Genomic DNA, 21236 nt, shown 5'->3' on the forward strand with positions numbered 1-21236 from the left:
AATTGGTTGAGATCCTTTGTCGTCAAGATTTCCATATTTAGCTATAATTCATTTGTAGCGCTTTCATCAATACAACATAATGGGGGATGAGAACTTTGAAAAGAACTCTGTTTATTGCGTTGGCCTTTGCCTTAGCTACTTCGGCTGTGCTAAGCGCTTGTACCAGCAAGCCCGACAACACTGCAAAACCGGGAGCGCCAACGAAGCTAACGTTCTGGACATTCGTCGACCTGCATCAGAAATATTGGGAGAGTATGGCGCAGAGCTGGAACCAATCGCACCCGGATGAGCAGATTCAATTGGAAGCGACGACCATCCCGTATGACGATATGCATTCCAAGCTGCTCATTGCTCTGCAGACCAAGACGGGGGCGCCCGATCTGGTCGATATCGAGCAAAGCAAATTTCCGAATTTTGTTCGGGGACAAACGAATCTGGTGCCGCTCGACGATATCGTGACTCCGGCATTACCTGACATTGTGAAATCACGCGTTGATATTTACAGCAAGAACGGCAAATTTTACGGAGTCGATTATCATGTAGGGGCTACCGTGATTTATTACAATAAAGAGATTTTAGATAAGGCCGGTGTGAATCCGGACACTATCAAGCTATGGAGTGATTTGGAAGCAGCGGGCAAACAGGTTCTTGAAAAAACAGGCAAGCCGATCATTACTTTTGAGGGAAATGGAAACTGGTCCTGGTGGCCGGCGATTTCGCAGCAGAAATCGGATCAAGTCGACGCACAGGGCTACGTGACGATCGATAATGAGGTTAATATTAAGACGATGCAATTTTTTCAAAAGCTTGTTAATGAGAAGGTAGCGGCAGTAGCGCCTGGCGCCGGTCATGATACAGAAGAATATTTTGGCTATATGAACAGAGGCGGTGCTGCATCGGTATTTATGCCGTTCTGGTTCATGGGACGTTTTACCGATAAAATGCCGGATTTGAAAGGGAAAATGATCATTCGTCCGATGCCCGCATGGGAGCCGGGCGGGAATCGATCCGCAGGCATGGGAGGCACAGCGACCTCCATTACCGATCAATCCAAGCATGTGGAATTGGCCAAAAAATTCCTTAGCTATTCTAAGCTGACTAAGGAAAGCGGGATTCAAATTTGGAAGCAGCTTGGATTCGATCCTATCGTCACGGCAGCCTGGACGGACCCGGCAATGAAACAATCGAACAAATTCACGGACTACTTCGGCAACGATATATTCGATACGTTATTGAAAGTGAAAAATGAGATCGTGCCAGTTAACATCACCGATAATGAGCCGCTGGTATTTGACGCCATTCGCAATAAAGCGATGCCGCAGATTTTCCTGGAAAAGAAAGATCCAGCTCAGGTATTAAAAGCCGTAGGGGACGAACTAAGAAAAAAATAGTCGGTATGCCTGTCGCTGGCATAGCTAATTGAGTCTATGCCAGCGTACAGGATGGATGCGGGTGAAGGGGTTGAAACATGCTCAGTGAAAATGAAATAGCCAAGGTGCATGCGGTCCGCAAGAAGAGAACGAAAACGGTTCGTTGGGCACCGTACTTGTTTATATCGCCATTTATCCTATCTTTTTTGCTTTTTTTCGCGTACCCGATAGTCAGCTCTTTCATCATGAGCTTCCAGCATATAGAGTCAGGGGAAGAGACTTTTATCGGCTTCGATAATTACATCAAGCTGTGGAATCCCGATTTTTTCAAAGCGATCCTTAACAACGTCAGCTATACCTTTTGGACTATTCTTGTACTAATTCCGATTCCCATGGTGCTCGCAGTGTTTCTGAACTCGAAGTGGCTGCCGGGACGCAACGTCTTCCGTTCGGCTTTGTTCATCCCTGCATTGACTTCGGTTGTCGTGGCCGGGGCTATTTTCCGGCTTATCTTTGGCGAGCTGGATGGATCGTTGATGAACTCCGTGCTGCATGTATTCGGACTACCCAGCCAAAAATGGCTGCTGCATCAGCATTCGGCCATGCTCGCTATGGTCGTCTTGGCTTCCTGGCGATGGATGGGCATTAATATTCTCTACTATTTATCCGCACTGCAAAGCATACCGCGGGATTTGTATGAGTCTGCCGAGATCGACGGGGCGGGGATAGGTGCAAAGTTTTTTCGTATTACCGTTCCCATGCTAAAACCGATCACCATTTACGTTCTAACGATCAGCATTTATGGCGGATTCGCGATGTTTACCGAGAGCTATATGTTGTGGGCCGGGAAGCCTTCACCCCAAAATATCGGACTCACTATTGTCGGATATATTTACCAGCAAGGGTTTCAGTACTTTAATCTCGGTTACGGCGCTGCGATTGGGATAGCCCTGTTGATTATTACCATGCTCATCAATCTGATTCAACTACTCTGCTTTGGCTTGTTTCGGAAGGAGGAATGACCGGTATGGAAGCGAAACGGACCCGGACCGTGCCCAAAGTAATTCTCGTGCTCCTGTTTGTTATTTTATCCATCATGGCACTGTTCCCGCTCTACGCACTGCTGCTCGGTTCCATGAAGCCGGCGACCGAATTTTTCCGCTATGGGCTGAATGTCCGGTGGGATTTCTCGTTGATGAGCTTCAAAAACTATCAGGCGATTTTCGAGGCTAAGGGCGCAGCACGCCATTATTTTACTTGGTATAAGAACAGTATCGTCATTACTGTCTTGTTCACTGTCATCAGTCTGCTGCTATCTTCTCTGGTTGGATACGGTTTAGCCATGTATAAGTTCGTCGGCAGAAATTTGGTCTTTTCCCTTGTGCTGCTAACCATGATGGTTCCAGTGGAAATCATTATTCTTCCTTTATACAAGGAAATGATTGCGCTCCGGCTGATCAACACGATCTGGGGTATTATTTTACCTTTTGCGGTTGCTCCGCTGCCGATATTTTTCTTCCGCCAGTTTGCTTTAAGTCTGCCCAAAGAGTTCATGGATGCTGCGCGGATGGACGGCTGTTCCGAAGGCGGCGTATTTTTTCGGATTATGATGCCACTATTGGTACCTGCCTATGCCTCCATGGCAATTCTGCAGGCGCTGGCTAGCTGGAACAATTTCTTGTGGCCGATCATTGTTTTGCGTACGACCGATCAGTTTACTTTGCCTATTGGGCTGGCTACGTTCCTGTCTCCACTCAGCGATAACTATGATGTATTAATTGCCGGAGCCGTGCTGTCTATTGTGCCGATATTCATATTATTTGTGTTCTTCCAGCGCTTCTTTATTGAGGGGCTTACCGTTGGCGGGGTTAAGGGATAGAGAAAATAAGAAGATGAGAGTGGTGCTTGCACATGACGAACCAAGAGCCGATAATCGTGACCAGTTCGAATTCATTACACGTACGAATCGCAGACCCTTTCTGGTCCCCCTATATTCAGCTTGTCAAAAACATCGTGCTACCCTACCAATGGGATGCATTGAACGATTCGATTAAGGGTGCCGAACCAAGTCACGCCATACGGAATTTCCGGATCGCCGCGGGTGAAGAGCACGGGGAATTCGGCGGCATGGTCTTTCAGGACAGCGATGTATACAAATGGCTTGAGGCTGTCGGGTTTATGTTACAGGCAGAGCCTGACATGGAATTGGAGCAGGTAGCGGATGATGTCATCGAGCTGCTTGAGAAAGCGCAGCGGCCTGATGGCTATTTGAATACGTATTTTACATTGAAGGAACCGGACGGCCGCTGGACGAATCTGGCGGAGTGCCATGAGCTTTACTGTGCGGGCCATTTGTTTGAAGCGGGTGTTGCGTATTACCAAAGTACAGGCAAGCGCAAGCTGCTGGATATATGCTGCCGGTACGCGGATTACATAGATACGGTATTCGGAAGCGAGCCTGGGAAGCTGCAAGGTTATGACGGACATCAGGAAATTGAGCTTGCCCTTATGAAACTGTATGAAGCGACAGGGGAAATGCGGTATTTGCGTCTTAGCCAGTTTTTCCTTGACGAACGCGGGAAGCAGCCCGGCTTCTATGGTCAGGAATTTGTGAAGCGGGGGAAGAAGGTACATTTTCCCGAGCTGGATATCGTCCACGATTTGAAATACAGTCAGGCGCACCTGCCCGTCCGCCAGCAGGATACGGCCGTAGGTCATGCCGTTCGTGCCGTATATATGTGCACAGGGATGGCCCATGTTGCGGCAGTCACACAAGATGAAGGCTTGATTGAAGCGTGCCGCAAGCTGTGGTCCAATATGGTCAGGAAGCAGATGTATATTACCGGGGCTATCGGCGCCATGGCTTATGGGGAGTCTTTTACGATAGATTACGATCTGCCGAACGATACGATCTATGGGGAGACGTGCGCTTCCATCGGTCTTATCTTTTTTGCGAAGCGAATGCTGGATTTGGAGCCTAGAAGCGAGTATGCCGATGTGCTCGAACGGGCCTTATACAATGCGGTCCTAAGCGGGATGGCCAGAGACGGCAAGCACTTCTTCTATGTCAATCCGCTCGAAGTGTATCCCAAAGCTATTCAGATTAACCCAAAGTATGCCCATGTCAAATTACAGCGGCAGCCTTGGTTCGGCTGTTCCTGCTGCCCTCCGAATATTGCCAGATTGATTGCATCATTAAATCATTATGTTTATTCTCAGAGGGATACGATTTTATATACTCATCTCTATATTGGAAGCGAGGCCAACGTCGTTCTTGGGGAACAGCACGTAACCGTCGTCCAAAGCTCCGACTACACTACAGATGGCTGTGTCCGGTTCCGGGTGCAGACAGAGAAGGCGTCCGCTGCTTTTACCCTGGCATTAAGACTGCCGGAATGGTCTAACCGGATGGATTATCGGGTAAACGGTGTACGTTATGAACCTGACATGATAAGGGACGGCTATGGATTCATTACAAGAGATTGGCAAAACGGAGATACAATCGACTTGCAGTTCGACATGACGGTCCGGAGGGTAAAAGGGCATCCGCTCATCCGGCAAACGGCCGGACAAATCGCTCTTCAGCGGGGACCGTTCATCTATTGCGTAGAAGAAGCAGATAACGGGAAGGAGCTTCACTTATTTCAGCTGCAGGGAGATAATACTTGCAAAGTAGAGTACGATTCGAATTTGCTTGGAGGGGTGTATAAAATTATGGCCCCGGCAAAGCGCGTCGAGGTCCCGTTAGAAGAGGAGTATTTGTATTTCAACGATGCGCAGTGGAAGCTGCACCCTGTTCAATCCACCTTCATCCCGTATTATGCTTGGGGCAACCGCGGAGCAGGGGAGATGCGTGTCTGGGTGAAGGAAGGCTAAGTGTCCCTGCTTAAGATGAGCCTTAGATGCCGCCCGGGAAATTTCAAGCACCTAGTGTCAAAGTTGAAAGATAAAAACTCCCTTCAGAACAGGGGAGTTTTTTTATCGTAAGGGTCGTTTAGTCGTGCATAGGGCGCCCCGGCACAGGTTGGCCGGTGAAATTTTTGCGGAAGTTTAGCGGAGAGATACCTTCTTTATTCGAAAAGCAGGAGGAAAAATAGGAGGCATGCTGGAATCCGCTTTCTTCTGCGATCCTTGCCATCGACCAGTTTGTTTGAATTAATAGCTTCTTGGCTTGCTCGATGCGATATTGAAGCAAATAATCATTCGGTGTCATACCGAACACTTTCAGCATGCATTTGGCCAAGTAGTTGGGATGATAGTTCAAATGCTCCTGCAGCATGGCATTGGAAATTTTTTGAGTGTAGTTTTGACGGATGAATAGTTCGACCTTTTCGGCCAAATGGAAAGCCGTCATATCGGTCGTTGCGATCAATTCCCGGCTAATATGCTGCATAAACAACTGGAAAGCGTTTTGCTTTCTCCAGTTGCGGATCGAACGCGATTCATGCTCCAGCTGAAAAAAATAATCGATGCTGCCTAGCGCCTTCTGCGTTAACTTTACATATTTCGGGATAAAGATCGAGTTCACTTCGGCATGATTCAAAAAAGCGCTCTGCTTATGGTTCTCTATGAGGGAAGCTTGATTTTCCAGACATGCGTTCATATCCTCATATTCTTCCCAGGCACCATGCGTATAAAAATGAATCCAAATAATCTCCGTTTCATGCTCGCAAGGGGCGCTCCCGTAGTGGTGCAAGTCCGGTCTAAGAATAAGGGCATCGTGTTGTTGGATCTGCCAAGTATGCGTGTCCTCTCCTATGAAAAGAGATCCTTTCTTAACTACGATTAAATCGAAGGCTCCGATGTTAGTTCTGCTAATATGCCGTTCTCCCTTTTTGTAGAAAGCGCTTCCGAAATCCAGAAAATAAGGGATCGGAGGGGCAATGAAATGTAATATTTGCGGCTTCATAGACATCCCTCAAAGAATAAATATTTGGACAGCAGCTGTTACGAATATCATACTTGATTCGCTTTCCAAAATAAAGCATCGGTTCAGCAATAAAGTATAACTGATCCTGCAGATTCATTTTGTGGAACTGCTTTTTATCATTCTTAAATGAAGTTTACTCTTTGTTTTACTGAATTAGGGTTTTGGACTTCATTTTCGCATGGATAAATAAACAGGGGCTCGACTCCCGCAGCATAAAGAACCGCTTCTGTTTGAGCGCAACGCAGCAGGTTTTACCGTCACACACAGTGATTATTGTGTTAAAGGAGCGTTATTTTCCAAAAAAATACTATAGTATTCGACGCAAAATAATAGAATTACTGAGAATTTTAGATTCTACCACTTTGCATAAAAGTAAGAATCTGATAGAATATAAACAAATACTATAAACTTAGTAGGGATTAATAGGAGGCTCCTTTCCATGCAAAAACTGACGCAGCTGGATCAACTTGATTCCACGCAAGAAATGACGCATTTGGATCAGCTCGAAGCTGAAGCGATTTATATTATACGAGAAGTAGCGGCGGAATGTGAGAATCCCGTGATGCTGTATTCGATCGGGAAGGATAGTTCCGTGATGCTGCATTTGGCGCTGAAAGCTTTTTACCCCGAGAAACCGCCATTTCCTTTCATGCATATTGATACAACGTGGAAATTTAAAGAAATGATCGAATTCCGCGATCGCAAAGCTAAAGAATTTGGGATCGAAATGATTGTTCATTCGAATCAGGAAGGTATTAATCAAGGGATCAACCCATTTGATCATGGTTCCGCGTATACCGACATTATGAAAACCCAAGCATTAAAACAGGGATTGGACAAGTACGGATTTACGGCTGCGTTCGGCGGTGGAAGACGTGACGAGGAAAAGTCGCGTGCGAAGGAGCGGATTTTTTCGTTCCGGAATAAGAACCATGCATGGGATCCGAAAAACCAGCGGCCGGAAATGTGGAAGCTGTTCAACACAAGAATTAATAAAGGCGAAAGCATCCGCGTCTTCCCAATATCCAACTGGACGGAAAAAGATATATGGCAATACATTCGCAGAGAAAACATTGATATTGTGCCTCTCTATTTTGCAAAAGAAAGACCTGTCCTCCAGCGTGATGGACATCTCATCATGGTCGACGATGACCGATTGAAACTCGAACCCCATGAAAAAATTGAAATGAAGAAGATGCGGTTTCGCACATTAGGCTGCTATCCTCTTACTGGCGGAGCCGAGTCTGAGGCGGATACGCTAGATGCCATCATCGAAGAAACACTTGGTGCAGTTTCATCCGAACGGACAACTCGGGTTATTGACCAAGAAGCGGCTGGAAGTATGGAAAGACGGAAACGGGAGGGCTATTTCTAAAATGAAAAGTCTACTTAAATTTATTACATGCGGAAGTGTAGATGACGGAAAGTCCACTTTAATTGGACATATGCTTTATGATGCTAAGCTCTTGTTCGCCGATCAAGAAAGAGCATTAGAGCTGGACAGCAGGCTTGGCAGTCGCGGTGGAAAAATTGACTATTCCCTGCTTCTTGATGGGTTACTGGCAGAGCGCGAACAAGGGATAACGATTGATGTGGCCTATCGGTATTTTACGACAGATCATCGTTCCTTCATTGTAGCGGATACACCGGGACATGAAGAATATACACGTAATATGGCAGTAGGCGCATCCTTTGCCGATCTCGCAGTCATTCTTGTGGACGCAACAAAAGGGGTCATTACCCAAACCAAACGCCATGCACGGATTTGTTCACTCATGGGAATTAAGCATCTGGTATTAGCTGTGAATAAAATAGATTTAGTGGATTTTGATCAAAAGAAATTTAATGATATCAAAGAAGATTTCCTCCAAATGACCGCAGAATTCCAACTTCAAAGCATACAAGTGATCCCTGTTTCTGCTACAGAAGGGGATAATATTACAAAAAAATCGCAAAATACACCTTGGTATGAAGGCCTTCCTTTATTGTCGTACTTAGAAAATGTGGATGTTCATAACACGGATGAAGCGAAACACTTTATGATGCCAATTCAGCGTGTATGCCGGCCAGACCACACGTTTCGCGGTTTCCAAGGCCAGATTGAGGCAGGCAGCATCGCGGTAGGCGATGAGCTGACGACTTTACCTAGCCGCGAAAAGGCGAAAGTCAAACGCATCCTAGTGACAGACCAGGACAGAGACTCAGCCTATGCTGGACAACCTGTAACCATTCAATTGGATCGCGAGGTCGACGTTTCGCGGGGCTGTGTGTTCACCAAAGACAGTCATATAAAAGAGGCTGATAGTTTCAGTGCCACAATTCTTTGGATGGATGATTCCGTACTGACACCAGGTAAAAATTATTTGGTCAAAGTAGGAACGAAAGTCCTGCCAGGCACCTTGACAGCAATTCTGCATAAAATCGATGTTAATACTGGAAATACAGTTCCGGCAGATCGTATTGTCAAAAATGAACTGGCAAAATGCGAGTTTTCCTTATCGGATAACATTGTGTTTGATTCCTTTGAGCAGTACAAAAGCATTGGCGGATTTATTCTGATCGATCGCGTAACCAATATGACATCCGCTTGCGGCGTTATTGATCAAGCCCTTCAAAGCTCCGATAGATTGGTCAAGTTAGATACGGAAATCACCAGAGAGGTTCGTGCACAACAAAAAGGACAGAAACCATTAACCCTCTGGTTCACCGGTTCGGTTTCGGATAAATCACCCCTTGCGAAGGAAGTAGAAAAACGGTTGGTATCGGCAGGCTACCATACCATGTTACTTGAGAATGGCCAGGGAGAATCAGCGCGGCGAATGGTGGAAGTCGCAAAGTGGATGAATGATGCAGGACTTATTGCATTGGTATCGATTGATTCCCCATACGACAACGACCGGGAAATTGCGCGGGACATCCTTGGAAAAGATTATATAGAAGTATATGTAAACGAACCGCTTGCAGGAAGCTCGAGCACAAATGATGCCACCGGGAACCCGGTAATTGAAATCGATACAAGCAAGTATTCAATCGAAGAAGCTGCGAATGTTGTAGCGAAACAAATGATGAAATACTTAATCAATTAGCAGCGCAATCGCGCGGCGATAAAATCTTTTCATTATGCCTACATCCTCGTTAATAGTGATGTGGGCATCCTTTTTTTTATATTCGCAGCATGGGGCAAAAGAATCCTATACTTTTCCAGACTCCATTTGGCTAATTCTTCACTTCCGGCTATTATAGTACTAGAGCGAAAAAAGGGGATGATTCAATGAAGCTGCTCATCAAAGTGGCGCTTGCCGTCGCCGCACTTATACTGATTATGATTATAGCATTTCGCTTACATACGCTGCTCGGGTGGGGACTCGTTATCGTACTAGCCGGGGCTATGGTGTATGTCTCCAGATCAAGCTACTATGCCATTCGAGGCAGCTCGGCGTTCGCAGCCGACCAGTTCGAGCAGGCGCTTGCCTGGTACCGGAAGGCATATAACAGCAAGCCGTGTCCGGAGAACCATCAGATCGGATACGCCTATATGCTGATGAGGACAGGTGAGTCGGTGCAGGCGGAAGCCGTGCTGCAGAAGCTGCTTGGCCGCACCGGCAATCACGAGATCAAGATGCAGGCTTCCTGCAATCTGGCTACCGCATACTGGCTGCAAGGGAAGCGGGACGAAGCCGTCAAAGAACTGGAAGACGTGTTCGAGCAATACAAAAACACGCTAATCTACGGCAATCTGGGCTATTTCAAGCTGATGCACGGCGACCTGAGAGAATCGCTGGAATTCAATCTCGCAGCGCATGAATTCAACAGCGACGATAAGACGATTCTGGACAACTGCGCATTGAACTATTACATGCTTGGCCAAATGACAGAGGCAGAGGCACTGTTCGAGAAACTGATGTCCAAATCGCCGAAACGCGCCGAGCCGTACTATTACTATGCGTTGACCCTTAAAAAGCTCGGGAAGAACGAGGAGGCTGCTGAACAGATGAAGCAGGCGCTCAGCAAGGATCTGTCCTTCCTGACAACCGTCACACGCAGTGAAATTGCTGAAGCAGCCAAAGAGATGAATGTGGAAGAATAGCGATGCTCGGTATGTTCTTTTATTGGGAGTTGGATGACGACGAAGTCGGAAAAGCCCGATCACGTTACTTCAAAAAGATGCATCAACCAAATGGGAGGGAGGGATACGAATGGAGCGACTTTCTACGCTCATCTCCCATACCATCGGTTCATTCGCTCCCACAACATTTCAGCCTCACCCTTAATGTCTAGGGGGAACTGCAGCTTGGGAAGCTTGAGTTCCTCAGAAACGTGCATGCCCATAAGGAGATTTCCTAAATGATTAACATGCAGCGGGTCGCGCATCAGCCTTGTGTATTCCTCGGGCTCGTGGAGGTAGAAGGGCTCGAAACGACTGTATGTGTCGAGATGGGTCAGGTTCATCTCCCTGGACAGCAGCCGGTTGGCTTCCACAATATCCTTGAAGATTTGCTCAAATCCCTCAGGATGAAGGTGATACAGCGGGCAATAATACGAATGGAGCACCGGTTCGGATTTCAATTCCCGCAGTCTCGAACAGATTTGACGTACATTGTCGATATACTGTTCGACTGACCCGCCTTTCGCAGCATCGTTCCCGCCGACCGTAATGATGACGGCTGCAGGCAGAAAAGACAGAACGTCCCGGTCCAGCCGCCGCAGCAGATCGGAGCTTGTGTCCCCGCCAATTCCTTGATTGATTATGCAAACATGTTTTCCAATATGTGCCCTCAGATTAATCCCGAGCCAATCCACCCAATTGTGTCGGCCTTCGCTCGACCATGTCAGCTCAGTATTGCTGGAGCCAAACGCAATAATACGGTAAGAAGTCTCCGGCTGATTTTTCCACAACTGTACGTTAATCATATTTTCGCTCCGTTCGTTTCGAGAATCCATTTTAGCCTTCTCTGATCATTGATTATTAAATCTCCTCAATTATAACTCCCTTTGTCGTTGATATGCACGAAAAATAATGAGCTTGCAGCGCTGGAGGAAAAGAATATGAGTGTGTTATCAATCGGAAAGTACCATCATGATCTAAGAGTTTTTTGGTTTGAAAATAACTCTTCTTACAAAAAGTATCACAAAAATAACAACATATATCATTATTAATGAAGTGAAATAAACCCCTAAACCTATCCAAACTCCTTTTTCGAATGTTCTTATGATACTATCGGGGTTAATAATAAGTCTAAGAACGAATTTAATACTGAAGATCAATACAGTCAAAATCGCCGTGTCTTTTAAAATCTTCTTCAAAATCAGACCCCCCTTTTTTTTACATATAAGGTTATACTTCGATAATGAGTGATTGGTTTCAATTAATAAAAATGAAACATAACTTATTAAAAGTCGACAACGGAAGGGCTCTTTTTTTATAACACTATGTGAAAATGCAGTAGACTCATAGATTTTACAAAAAAATCATGCATTGCGAAGCGTTATTAAAAAACTGAAACTTTTCGAAATCCATGTCGTATTCAAATAGCAAGCATTTCGGTCGGGTTTTCTAACCCTTCTTACCCAAATGCTTGAATTCTGGCTTCGCTCCACTTTTGGCGAAGTCCTTATCGACCGGCGAAAGGGGGTGATTACGTGACAAAGCTTCTGAAAGTTTTCCTGGCAGCGATTATGATTATCCTGTGCTGTCTTGTCTCCATTCAACTACCAAGCGGAGCTGTTGCAGCTTCTGCTCAGCCTTTACTGCTTGATCACTCATATATCGATGAGCACGCAACTTTGCTGAAGGAAAGGGACCATTCCCTTTCGTTCACGAACATTCTTCTTCTGTTCTGTTTATCCGCAGCACTTTCCCTTATGTTCCCCGAATATAAAATAAGGCGATATATTTATTCCTTTATCCCCATCTTTAAACGCTTCTTTCTGCTTTACCCGATCAAATATGAATCCTGTTACATAGACCATCCCCATTTCAACGAAACATTACATTGAAATGGGGTACGAACTGAATGATAAAATCTTCAAAATTACTATGGTTTATCTTGATTGTTGCCGTAACCGGCACGTTGTTTTTTTCTACAGCACCCAACATTGCCAAGGACATTAATCTCGGGCTTGATTTGCAGGGCGGCTTCGAGATCTTGTACAAGGTGGAGCCATTGCAGCAGAGCGAAGCCGTGACGATGGACACCTTGAAAGCGATGGCGACAATGATCGAAAAACGCGTCAACATTGGTGGTGTAAAAGAGCCGGAGGTTACGATCGAACAGCCTGATCGCGTCCGCGTCAAATTAGCCGGGGTGACAGACCAGGAAATGCTGCGTTCCTTGATCGGCAAACCGGCGGTACTGACATTCCGTGATGAACAGGGAAACCGCGTGATGCAGGGCAGTGACCTCGCGCCAAATGGGGCAAGCGTAGGCTATGACGATTTGCATCGGCCATTAATTTTGTTGAAGTTTACCAATGCAGATAAATTTACTCAAGTGACCCGGGAAAACCTGCACAAAAAGGTGGTTATCTACCTTGATGAAACGCTGCTGACTGATCCGGTCATTGACGAAGTGATTACAAGCGGCAGCGCACAAATCAGGGGTCAGCGCACCGTGGAGGAAGCGACTCAAATCGCGAAAATTTTAAATACGGGGGCGCTTCCTGCCAAGTTGGTCGAGCTGCAAGCCAACTCGGTCGGTGCCAGCCTGGGAGCGTTGGCGTTTGACAAGACAATGTTTGCTGGATACGTCGGTTTTAGCGTCGTTCTCTTGTTCATGCTGTGGGTCTATCGCCTGCCGGGGTTGATCGCCAACATAGCTCTTGTCTTTTTCACATACGCCAGCCTGGTCGTGTTGTACTGGATGCAAGCGACCTTGACCTTGCCGGGAATCGCCGGATTCATACTCTCGGTGGGAATGGCTGTCGACGCCAACATCATCACCTACGAGCGAGTTCAGGAGGAGATCCGCAGCGGCAAGACGATTCTGTCCTCCTTTCGCATGGGTCAGCGCCAATCGTTCATCACCATCGTCGACTCGCACGTGACGACGATCATCGCGGCCGCGGTGTTGATGCTATTCGGCTCCAGCTCTATTCAAGGCTTCGCGATCATTCTGATCATGACGTTGATCGTTAGTCTTCTGACGAACGTCTTCGGTTCCCGTTCCCTGCTCTGGCTGCTGATCAAGTCCAATTTGTTTAAAAAGCCTGCCTGGTACGCGGTAGCTGAGCAAGACATTGGCAGGTCAGCCCCGGTCGCCCCAGTCAAATTCGACATCGTTAAAAGCCGGCGGAAGTTTTACGCCTTCTCCTTGAGTATTTTGGTGTTGGGGCTGGCTAGCATGCTGATTTCCGGGCTTAACCTCGGAGTCGACTTCAAGGCTGGGACGAGGCTTGACGTGATGATCGGCAAGCAGTTTAACACGGCCGACATCGCCGGTGTGATTCAAAAAAATGTTCCGGACATTGCCTTTAAGCCTGTTACGACGTTTGGCAACAACAACGAATGGGCGACGACAACGTTCGATCAGCCCGTTTCCAAAGCTCAGCTGGAGATGATTCAAAAGGACCTGCAGCAAACATATGGCGATCAGGTTAGCAGGCAAGAATCGACGGTCTCTCCCGTCATTGCTGACGAACTTGTGAAAAAAGCAGCGATTGCCTTGCTGCTCGCAGCGGTCGGGATTTGTATCTACATCGCCATCCGGTTTCAATTATTGTTTGGGGTGGCGTGTATCATCGCGCTCCTACATGACGTGTTTATTCCGCTTGCTCTCTTCTCCGTGTTCCAACTGGAGATTGACCTAACGTTCATCGCAGCGATTCTGACGATCGTCGGTTATTCTATCAATGACACGATTGTCATTTTTGACCGGATTCGGGAAAATCTTAGGACGATGAAAGTCAAAACCGTTGAAGAGCTGCAGCAGATGGTCAACATTAGCCTATGGCAGACGATGCGCCGCTCGATTTTTACGGTGGCGACCGTATTCATTACCGCATTGGCAATCGCCGTACTCGGCAGTGAAGGAATCCGCAATTTCTCACTGGCACTGATTTTCGGATTGGTCAGTGGAACGTATTCCTCTATTTTTATCGCAGCACAGATGTGGGTATCGCTGAAAAAGCGGGAATTTTTGCGGAAGAACGTGCTTTAACTAACTTTTCATATAAATAAAAAGTTGAAAAAGAAAAGTGGCTAAACATAATTATGGGTAAGACGTCAGCACTTAATTGCTTTATTGTGTTGGCGTTTTTTTTTCTTATACCTGAGAACACAAGAAAGAATAAAATAAGGGCCCCAAGCTGGTATATTTTTTTTTAGAAACTGACAAAAAAGGATCCCGACATTATAATTGATATAAATATGTGGCACGGACCTGGAGGACGGCATGCAATTTCAACCAATCTTTTATAATGGGGAGCTATTCCTGCCTAAGATCGAATTAAATATGACATCGAACCAATCGATTGGCATTATAACGGACTTGAAGCGTAAGCAGCTATTAATGGATCAATTGACGGATCATTCCATGTATTATGTATTTCGAGTTCAACAAGGCGAGTATATGCGTTTAACCGTGGAAGAGTTGATTACTTTTCTAATCAAAGTATCGGGGCGGGATGAGCGTGTCGCTCGGTTAATGGATTATTTTGTATTAAACGAAGAACGTAAAGTGAAAATCAAGGATCTAAGCTCATCAAAAAGGATGTATGTGACATTGCTGCGTGTCTTTTTTTCGCATCAGCCTACACTGGTGTTGGAAGAACCCTATTTTTATTTGGAAGAAGAAGATCGTCGCCATTTGAAACGGATTTTGGATGACCTTTCGAACGAAAAGCAGATTTTGATTTTAACTTCAAATTTAGAGGACGCCATCATTTCCTGTGATGCCATTTATCGATTGAACGAATTCGGATTTCATCCATTGGATATTCGGGACTCCGAAGAGGATAAGCAGGAAGTGCAGGAACAAGATCAGGCCAATATCACCTTGCAGAAGATTTCTACGAAAAAAAATGACAAAGTGATTTTGTTTGATCCGCCGGAAGTCGATTACATAGAAAGTATGGATGGTTCGATCCTGGTTCATGTGGGTGGAGAAAATTATGTCTGTGGTTTGACGCTATCCGAGCTTGAGCAGAGATTGGTAAATTTCGGATTTTTCAGGTGTCATCGTTCCTACATCGTTAATCTGCAAAAAGTAAGAGAAATTATTACATGGACGAAGAATAGCTACAGCTTGCGATTAAACACAGGCAAAGATGCCGTGGTTCCGTTATCTCGTTCAAAATTGCATGAATTAAAAGCACTACTTAATATTTAATTTCCTGGGCAATAGCGAACCAGTCAAGCATTCCATGGTACCATTCGGGCGACAACGGCTACATTTCGGCGGGTTTTGATGGCTGAAAGCATGCAATCTTTATATGCTTAAGGCATCAACTCGAAGGAAGTGGTGTTCATGGATGTTATTCAAGTAGAACATATTCGAAAGAGATTCGGAAATAAGGATGCGTTGTCAGACGTGTCCTTTTCCATTCCGAAAGGGGAAATATTTGGTTTCCTGGGTCCGAGTGGTTCGGGAAAAACAACATTAATTAAGATTTTAACGGCGCAATTAAATCCGACAAGTGGACAGGCAAATGTATTTAATCAGCCAGCGGAGATGATGCAACAGTCTGCACAGAAAATGCGTTTTGGCATTTTGACGGATAACAGCGGTCTATATGAGAGATTAACGATTGAGGAAAATCTAGAGCTGTATTGCCAATTATATGATCTTCCTAAATCATCGATCGATAAGGTGCTGCAATTTGTTAACTTAGGCGGAGAACGCAAAAAGAAAGTCAATCGATTATCGAAAGGGATGCGTCAGCGTGTCATATTGGCATGCGCCATTATCCATGAGCCGGAATTATTATTTTTGGATGAGCCTACTTCGGCTTTAGATCCGGTAAACTCCGCACATATTTATAAAGGCTTACGGTACTTAAATGAGAAAGGGACAACGATTTTTTTAACTACGCATGATATGGCTGAGGCGGAATTGCTATGTAACCGTGTAGCGATTTTATATCAAGGACAAATCCAAACCATCGGCTCACCCAAGGAGCTTAAAAAACAGCATCGGGAAGACGTAGTTAGTGTTGAGTTAATCAATGGGCAAGCCTACGAGCTTCCGATCGATGAGGGAACGGCTGATCAAATAGCTGACTGGATGAAACGAGGATTAATTGATCGATTAGAAACAAAAGAGCCAAGTCTAGGTGATATTTTTATTAAAATGACAGGAAGTGAGTTACTATGAGTATCTCATTAAAACGTGCGCGAGCGATATTTGTGAAGGATTACAAAGAGTTTTCACGCAATTATGCGATCTCCATTATTTTGACTTTTCCAATTATGTTCGCATTACTTTTTCGGGTTTCTAGCCCGTCTTTGACTGTAGCTGCCGGTTTTGTTCTAAATACTTCGTTTGTGATTCTAACGAGTTTAGCACAAGCATGCTTGATTGCGGAGGAAAAGGAGCGTAACACTTTACGATCATTAATGATGACTCCGGCCACGACCATGGATGTTCTAATCGGTAAAAGTACTTTAGTCTTTGTTATGTCTGCTGTTGTTTTGGCTATTGCTACCTATATATTAGGCTATGTGCCAGCTAGTCTATGGGCGTTTGTGGCGACCATCATTTTTTCGATTATTCTATACACCGCAGCTGGGACGATATGTGGTTTGTATTCCAAGACGTTACTTGAAGCATCATTATCTATAATGCCTGTGGCGCTCGTATTCACTGGGGCACCATGGGGGGTGTTGCTAGCGGATGATTTTCCGATCTTCAAAGTGCTGGAGTATGCGCCAAGCGTTCAGCTTGTGCATTTACTAAATATACGTAATATAGGCTTTACGACGGTAGATTTATTAAAGCCTGTCCTTATTACTTTGGCATGGACGGTTGTATTAACGATTGTGTCTGTTGTGTTGTATCAACGGAGGTTAAAGGATGAGTAAGAAAATATAAAAGAGCATCTGGCTTTGTGCCGGACGGGGTTTTCTGTACAATTTGGAATATTTAGCAGTAACATTTGGGAGAATTCGTGAAAAAAACGATGAAGACCCTAGAAAGCCGACGTATATCACCAATGTTTGGGGGGCGATTCGACCACTATGTGTTAGAAAATGTTCATGGCAGGAGAAAGCCACGAACTTGATACGCGCAGTCGGAAGTCGGCGAAACCGAAGTCGCTCGCTGGAGCGATCCGGACTGGCAGACGGGGGTTGAAAAACAATAAAGACAAAAAGGCAGCCGTTTGATATCGGTTGCCTTTGTTGAGCTAACGAACAATCAGGAAGGGTCAAACTTCTGTGTTAGCCGTTATATTTTTCGTTTTCGAGGCAAAAACAAGGTGACAATCGCGCCAAGAAGGATGCCGAGCGCCGCCATATAAATAGCTGATCGATTACCCTCAGCTAATGCTTCACGCAGAGCTTCACCCGTTATTCCCCGAATGCCCGAGTTGGCGATGGCAATCAAAATGGCAAGCCCGATGGCATTGCCGATGTTTAATGTGGTCGACGCTGTCCCTGACGCAACGCCTTGATCCTCCGGGGCTACGCCGTTTGAAGCTGCGATCCACATGCCGGTCCATGTGATGCCCTGGCCGATGCCGGAAATAATGAGCCCCGGAACAATCATCAGATAGCTGCTGCCGGTGTACGCCCCTAACGGAATCAGCAGCGTCCCGACAATTCCGATAATCATACCGATAAGCAATGTGCTTCGTGCCTCCAAACGGGTCGCGAGCCGTTCGCCGAGCTGGGTGCCTGCTGCAATCGCCAATGAAGGAATGATGAAGGCAAGCCCGGTTTGCAGAGCACTGTATCCGTGCACGTTCTGAAATAAGGTTGTCAGGAAGTAAGGTAGAGCACCGAATGTGGCCATGTAGATGAATGTTATGACCATGCTGGTAACCAGGCTGCGGTTATGGAAAAGATGTATCGACATTAAAGGAGCGGTGCTGCGCATTTCGATAATGGCGAAGATCGACAAGAGGATCAAAGAAAGCACGGCGCTAATGATAATTTCTCCGGCACCCCATCCCAATTCGGGTCCTTGTACAAGAACATAGACTAGAAGAGTAGCTCCTGCGGTTACGGTGGCGGCGCCGGGTAAATCAAACGGACGTTTTTGGTTCCGATGCTCATCACGGGGAATCACGTACAGCGCAGCCAGTGCAACAATCCCTGCTAATGGAACATTAACCAAGAAGACTGCTTCCCAGCCGAACGCATTGGTCAGTACTCCACCCAGGATAGAGCCGATTGTCAATCCGCTGGCTCCGGCACCGCCCCATACGGCAAGAGCCCGATTGCGACGCGGACCTTCCTCAAACAATCGATTGATTAGCGATAATGTGGCCGGGAACAGAAACGCTGCTCCTATACCTTGAATGGCACGGGCTATAATGATGACGAGCGGGTTCCAGGCCAAGCCTCCCAATAAAGACGAAAGCGCGTAAAGGAGCAACGCGAAAATAAACATTCGTTTTTGTCCGAGTAAATCGGCAGCACGCCCTCCAAGAAGCAGGAAGCCCCCACAGAAAACAGTGTAGGCACTGACCACCCATTGCAGCGACTGTTCCGAGAATCCAAGACCATGGCCGATCTCAGGCAAAGCTACGAAAACGATATTGATGTCGAGCCCGTAAATAAGCTGGGCTAAAGCGAGCAGTGCCAAACTCCACCCCATGGCCTGCTGTTTGACAGCAGCCAATTCAGATGCAGAAGCACAAAGTCGAGTTTGTTGATCATTAGACACTAGTATATCACCCCTACAATTCAAATATTTTTGAAACGTTCCAGGTCATTATATTTCAAAAATATTTGAATTGTCAACATGGAGCGAGTATAATGATTTCATAAGTCATGATCATGAATATGAGGTAGCCCAAGCGGCCAAAGTAATCAGCGATCCGATTCGGCTCACCTGATGTAGACGGGATTCACGAATCATATCATTAGGCAAACAAACATTGTTCACTGACAGCAGGATCAAGTCCTTTAGTGCAACAAAGGGAGCTGCATAGGCTGCTTCTTATACACATTTCGCCGTTATGATTATTAAGCTGAACCTTACCGCAAGGAATGGCAAGTTGTTAAAAATAAAAATTTTGTGCAATGTAGAAATCAGCAATGCTTATACGACATTATAGTGAAACCAAATCTTATACGGTTTGAAGAGAGGAGTTTTTGTATGAATTACACTTTGATGTTTTACGAAAGTCAGGAGGACTTTGCGGCGAGAACGGATCCAGCTAGACAACAACAATACCTGGCAGGCTGGACGCACTATGTGCATGCTTTGCGGCAGGCTGGAATTGTAGTATTCGGTTCGGGTCTCTATGCCCCTGAGACAGCTGCAACGATGAAGCGGCGCGGCGGCGAGATGGAGGTTCAGGACGGGCCATTTCCCGAGACGAAAGAGCAGCTTGGCGGGATATTCGTGATTGATGTTCCAGACATTGACACTGCATTGGAGTGGGCTGCTCGAGGGCCTGTCGATACGGTTGAGGTCAGACAGAACATTCCCGCGTTGAAGTAATCGTTCTATGGAAACTCATCAGATCATTGAAGAAACGGCACGTGCTGCTTATGGTCGATTGCTCTCCTATTTGGTTGTAAATTGGCGGGACCTGCAGGCTGTCGAGGATGCCGTTGGAGATGCTTTTCTCGCCGCGTTAGAAACTTGGCCCAAGATCGGCATACCCGATAAGCCTGAGGCATGGCTGGTTACGGCCGCCCGCAGGAGGCTTATTGACCGTGCCCGTCGTACACGTATCTCCGAAAGTGCTCTACCGACACTCCTTGCCATGTCCGAGGATACGCAGCGTCTAACTTCTTCAAACGCTGCTTTTCCGGACGAACGCCTAAGGATGATGTTTCTTTGTACTCACCCGGCAATTGATCCAGTGATGCGAACACCCCTTATGCTGCAGACAGTGCTGGGAATCGATGCAGCTAGAATTGCGTCTGCATTTATTATCAAGCCCTCAACTATGAGCCAGCGTCTTACACGGGCAAAAGCAAAAATCCGTGCCGAACGCCTCGTATTTGAAATGCCTGATGCGGAAGAGATCCCGAATCGTCTCGATTCCGTCCTGGAAGCCATTTATGCTGCTTATGGGAGCGGGTGGGACGAGGCAGCTATTGCCGATTCACCTCGCAGGAGCTTGGCGGAGGAGGCGATTTACCTGGGAAAGCTTCTTCTCCAATTTGCCCCCCGCGAACCGGAGGTTTATGGTCTGCTGGCGCTAATGCTGCACTGTGAGGCACGCCGCGAGGCACGATATGATGACGAGGGGAACTATGTTCCCCTCTCCGAGCAAAAATGTACGCAATGGGAGCAAGACTTGATCATGGAGGCGGAGCGTTATCTGCATACCGCTTCGCAAGCTGGTGGAATCGGTCGCTTTCAGCTCATGGCCGCGATTCAATCGGTGCATGCTCAGCGTTTATGGACTGGGCGTACCGAGTGGGAGGCGATTGCTCAGTTATACGAGGGCCTCATTCGTATGTACCCAACACTGGGCGCTTTAGTCGGGCGAGCTGCAGCGGTCGCGGAGGCTTATGGGCCAGCGCGGGGCATTACCTTGCTGGAAGATATTCGATCTGAAGAAGTGGTGAATTATCAGCCGTATTGGGCGCTTGCCGGTCATCTGTACAAGCAGATGAATCGAAAAGAAGCTGCCCGTTCTGCATATAGCCGTGCTATCGGATTAAGTACAGATGCTTCTGTTCGACGATTTCTCAGCCGCCAAGCCTCCGCGATATAAACGTGGCATTGATAAAAAAGATCTCCGTATCTCTGTGAGGCACCCCATGTGGGTGCCTTAATCTTCGTTACAGGTAGCAACATTTCAGCAGCAGCCCG

Annotated in this window: 16 protein-coding genes; 13 read left to right on the forward strand and 3 right to left on the reverse strand. The window is 46.5% G+C overall.

All coding sequences use genetic code 11. From position 1 onward, the window contains the following. Positions 1–86: 86 nt before the first annotated feature. From ABEA66_RS24585 to ABEA66_RS24600, 4 genes are all read left to right on the forward strand, one after another. Positions 87–1391 carry an ABC transporter substrate-binding protein gene (locus tag ABEA66_RS24585; RefSeq protein ID WP_377741456.1) on the forward strand — a complete coding sequence of 435 codons (1305 nt, stop codon included), beginning with the start codon at positions 87–89 and terminating at the stop codon, positions 1389–1391. 77 nt (positions 1392–1468) lie between these two features. Continuing rightward, on the forward strand, positions 1469–2392 hold the full coding sequence (locus tag ABEA66_RS24590) for a carbohydrate ABC transporter permease (protein WP_345591653.1): 924 nt from the start codon (positions 1469–1471) through the stop codon (positions 2390–2392). Positions 2393–2397: 5 nt separating this feature from the next. Continuing rightward, positions 2398–3249, forward strand: a complete 852-nt coding sequence (locus ABEA66_RS24595; RefSeq protein ID WP_345591656.1) for a carbohydrate ABC transporter permease — start codon at positions 2398–2400, stop codon at positions 3247–3249. A gap of 56 nt (positions 3250–3305) precedes the next feature. Beyond that, positions 3306–5246, forward strand: a complete 1941-nt coding sequence (locus tag ABEA66_RS24600) for a glycoside hydrolase family 127 protein (protein ID WP_345591659.1) — start codon at positions 3306–3308, stop codon at positions 5244–5246. A 118-nt stretch (positions 5247–5364) separates the two neighbouring features. Here the strand turns inward: ABEA66_RS24600 and ABEA66_RS24605 are convergent, their stop codons facing one another. Then, positions 5365–6279: a helix-turn-helix transcriptional regulator gene (locus tag ABEA66_RS24605; RefSeq protein WP_345591661.1), complete on the reverse strand. Its 915-nt coding sequence runs from the start codon at positions 6277–6279 to the stop codon at positions 5365–5367. Between the two features lie 460 nt (positions 6280–6739). Between ABEA66_RS24605 and cysD the strand changes: the two genes are divergently transcribed. The 3 genes from cysD (at position 6740) to ABEA66_RS24620 (ending at position 10387) form a co-directional block, all read left to right on the forward strand. After that, entirely contained in the window at positions 6740–7675 is a 936-nt protein-coding gene (gene cysD, locus ABEA66_RS24610; RefSeq protein ID WP_079908769.1) for a sulfate adenylyltransferase subunit CysD, read from the forward strand. Beyond that, complete coding sequence (locus ABEA66_RS24615; protein ID WP_345591664.1) at positions 7563–9386, forward strand: GTP-binding protein; 1824 nt, start codon at positions 7563–7565, stop codon at positions 9384–9386. The genes cysD and ABEA66_RS24615 overlap by 113 nt, the downstream gene beginning before the upstream one ends. Before the next feature lie 185 nt (positions 9387–9571). Further along, complete coding sequence (locus tag ABEA66_RS24620) at positions 9572–10387, forward strand: tetratricopeptide repeat protein (protein ID WP_345591666.1); 816 nt, start codon at positions 9572–9574, stop codon at positions 10385–10387. Positions 10388–10515: 128 nt separating this feature from the next. Here ABEA66_RS24620 and ABEA66_RS24625 read toward each other — a convergent pair whose 3' ends face one another. Further along, entirely contained in the window at positions 10516–11211 is a 696-nt protein-coding gene (locus ABEA66_RS24625) for an SGNH/GDSL hydrolase family protein (protein WP_179135863.1), read from the reverse strand. A 1103-nt stretch (positions 11212–12314) separates the two neighbouring features. Between ABEA66_RS24625 and secD the strand changes: the two genes are divergently transcribed. From secD to ABEA66_RS24645, 4 genes are all read left to right on the forward strand, one after another. Continuing rightward, positions 12315–14456 carry a protein translocase subunit SecD gene (gene secD / locus ABEA66_RS24630; RefSeq protein WP_345591669.1) on the forward strand — a complete coding sequence of 714 codons (2142 nt, stop codon included), beginning with the start codon at positions 12315–12317 and terminating at the stop codon, positions 14454–14456. Between the two features lie 234 nt (positions 14457–14690). Then, positions 14691–15626 carry a LytTR family transcriptional regulator DNA-binding domain-containing protein gene (locus ABEA66_RS24635; RefSeq protein WP_345591671.1) on the forward strand — a complete coding sequence of 312 codons (936 nt, stop codon included), beginning with the start codon at positions 14691–14693 and terminating at the stop codon, positions 15624–15626. Positions 15627–15764: 138 nt separating this feature from the next. After that, positions 15765–16610: an ABC transporter ATP-binding protein gene (locus ABEA66_RS24640; protein ID WP_345591673.1), complete on the forward strand. Its 846-nt coding sequence runs from the start codon at positions 15765–15767 to the stop codon at positions 16608–16610. Further along, positions 16607–17317: an ABC transporter permease subunit gene (locus ABEA66_RS24645; protein WP_079908778.1), complete on the forward strand. Its 711-nt coding sequence runs from the start codon at positions 16607–16609 to the stop codon at positions 17315–17317. The genes ABEA66_RS24640 and ABEA66_RS24645 overlap by 4 nt, the downstream gene beginning before the upstream one ends. 364 nt (positions 17318–17681) lie before the next feature. Here the strand turns inward: ABEA66_RS24645 and ABEA66_RS24650 are convergent, their stop codons facing one another. Continuing rightward, positions 17682–19124, reverse strand: coding sequence for an MFS transporter (locus ABEA66_RS24650; RefSeq protein ID WP_345591677.1), 1443 nt, complete (start codon positions 19122–19124; stop codon positions 17682–17684). Between the two features lie 435 nt (positions 19125–19559). Between ABEA66_RS24650 and ABEA66_RS24655 the strand changes: the two genes are divergently transcribed. Together ABEA66_RS24655 and ABEA66_RS24660 are read left to right on the forward strand one after the other, a co-directional pair. Further along, positions 19560–19907 (forward strand): YciI family protein, encoded by a 348-nt coding sequence (locus ABEA66_RS24655; protein WP_192700855.1) that lies wholly within the window; start codon positions 19560–19562, stop codon positions 19905–19907. Positions 19908–19914: 7 nt separating this feature from the next. Further along, positions 19915–21138 (forward strand): RNA polymerase sigma factor, encoded by a 1224-nt coding sequence (locus ABEA66_RS24660; protein WP_345591680.1) that lies wholly within the window; start codon positions 19915–19917, stop codon positions 21136–21138. The last annotated feature ends 98 nt before the right edge of the window (positions 21139–21236 follow it).

The organism is Paenibacillus vulneris (genome assembly GCF_039543185.1).
GTDB classification, from domain to species: Bacteria; Bacillota; Bacilli; order Paenibacillales; family NBRC-103111; genus Paenibacillus_S; species Paenibacillus_S vulneris.

Bases quoted from the DNA above. Each gene is read 5' to 3' on its own strand.
- ABEA66_RS24585 (WP_377741456.1), top strand. From the start codon at position 87: ATGAGAACTTTGAAAAGAACTCTGTTTATTGCGTTGGCCTTTGCCTTA.
- ABEA66_RS24590 (WP_345591653.1), top strand. From the start codon at position 1,469: ATGCTCAGTGAAAATGAAATAGCCAAGGTGCATGCGGTCCGCAAGAAG.
- ABEA66_RS24595 (WP_345591656.1), top strand. From the start codon at position 2,398: ATGGAAGCGAAACGGACCCGGACCGTGCCCAAAGTAATTCTCGTGCTC.
- ABEA66_RS24605 (WP_345591661.1), bottom strand. From the start codon at position 6,279: ATGAAGCCGCAAATATTACATTTCATTGCCCCTCCGATCCCTTATTTT.
- cysD (WP_079908769.1), top strand. From the start codon at position 6,740: ATGCAAAAACTGACGCAGCTGGATCAACTTGATTCCACGCAAGAAATG.
- ABEA66_RS24615 (WP_345591664.1), top strand. From the start codon at position 7,563: ATGCCATCATCGAAGAAACACTTGGTGCAGTTTCATCCGAACGGACAA.
- ABEA66_RS24620 (WP_345591666.1), top strand. From the start codon at position 9,572: ATGAAGCTGCTCATCAAAGTGGCGCTTGCCGTCGCCGCACTTATACTG.
- ABEA66_RS24625 (WP_179135863.1), bottom strand. From the start codon at position 11,211: ATGATTAACGTACAGTTGTGGAAAAATCAGCCGGAGACTTCTTACCGT.
- secD (WP_345591669.1), top strand. From the start codon at position 12,315: ATGATAAAATCTTCAAAATTACTATGGTTTATCTTGATTGTTGCCGTA.
- ABEA66_RS24635 (WP_345591671.1), top strand. From the start codon at position 14,691: ATGCAATTTCAACCAATCTTTTATAATGGGGAGCTATTCCTGCCTAAG.
- ABEA66_RS24640 (WP_345591673.1), top strand. From the start codon at position 15,765: ATGGATGTTATTCAAGTAGAACATATTCGAAAGAGATTCGGAAATAAG.
- ABEA66_RS24645 (WP_079908778.1), top strand. From the start codon at position 16,607: ATGAGTATCTCATTAAAACGTGCGCGAGCGATATTTGTGAAGGATTAC.
- ABEA66_RS24655 (WP_192700855.1), top strand. From the start codon at position 19,560: ATGAATTACACTTTGATGTTTTACGAAAGTCAGGAGGACTTTGCGGCG.
- ABEA66_RS24660 (WP_345591680.1), top strand. From the start codon at position 19,915: ATGGAAACTCATCAGATCATTGAAGAAACGGCACGTGCTGCTTATGGT.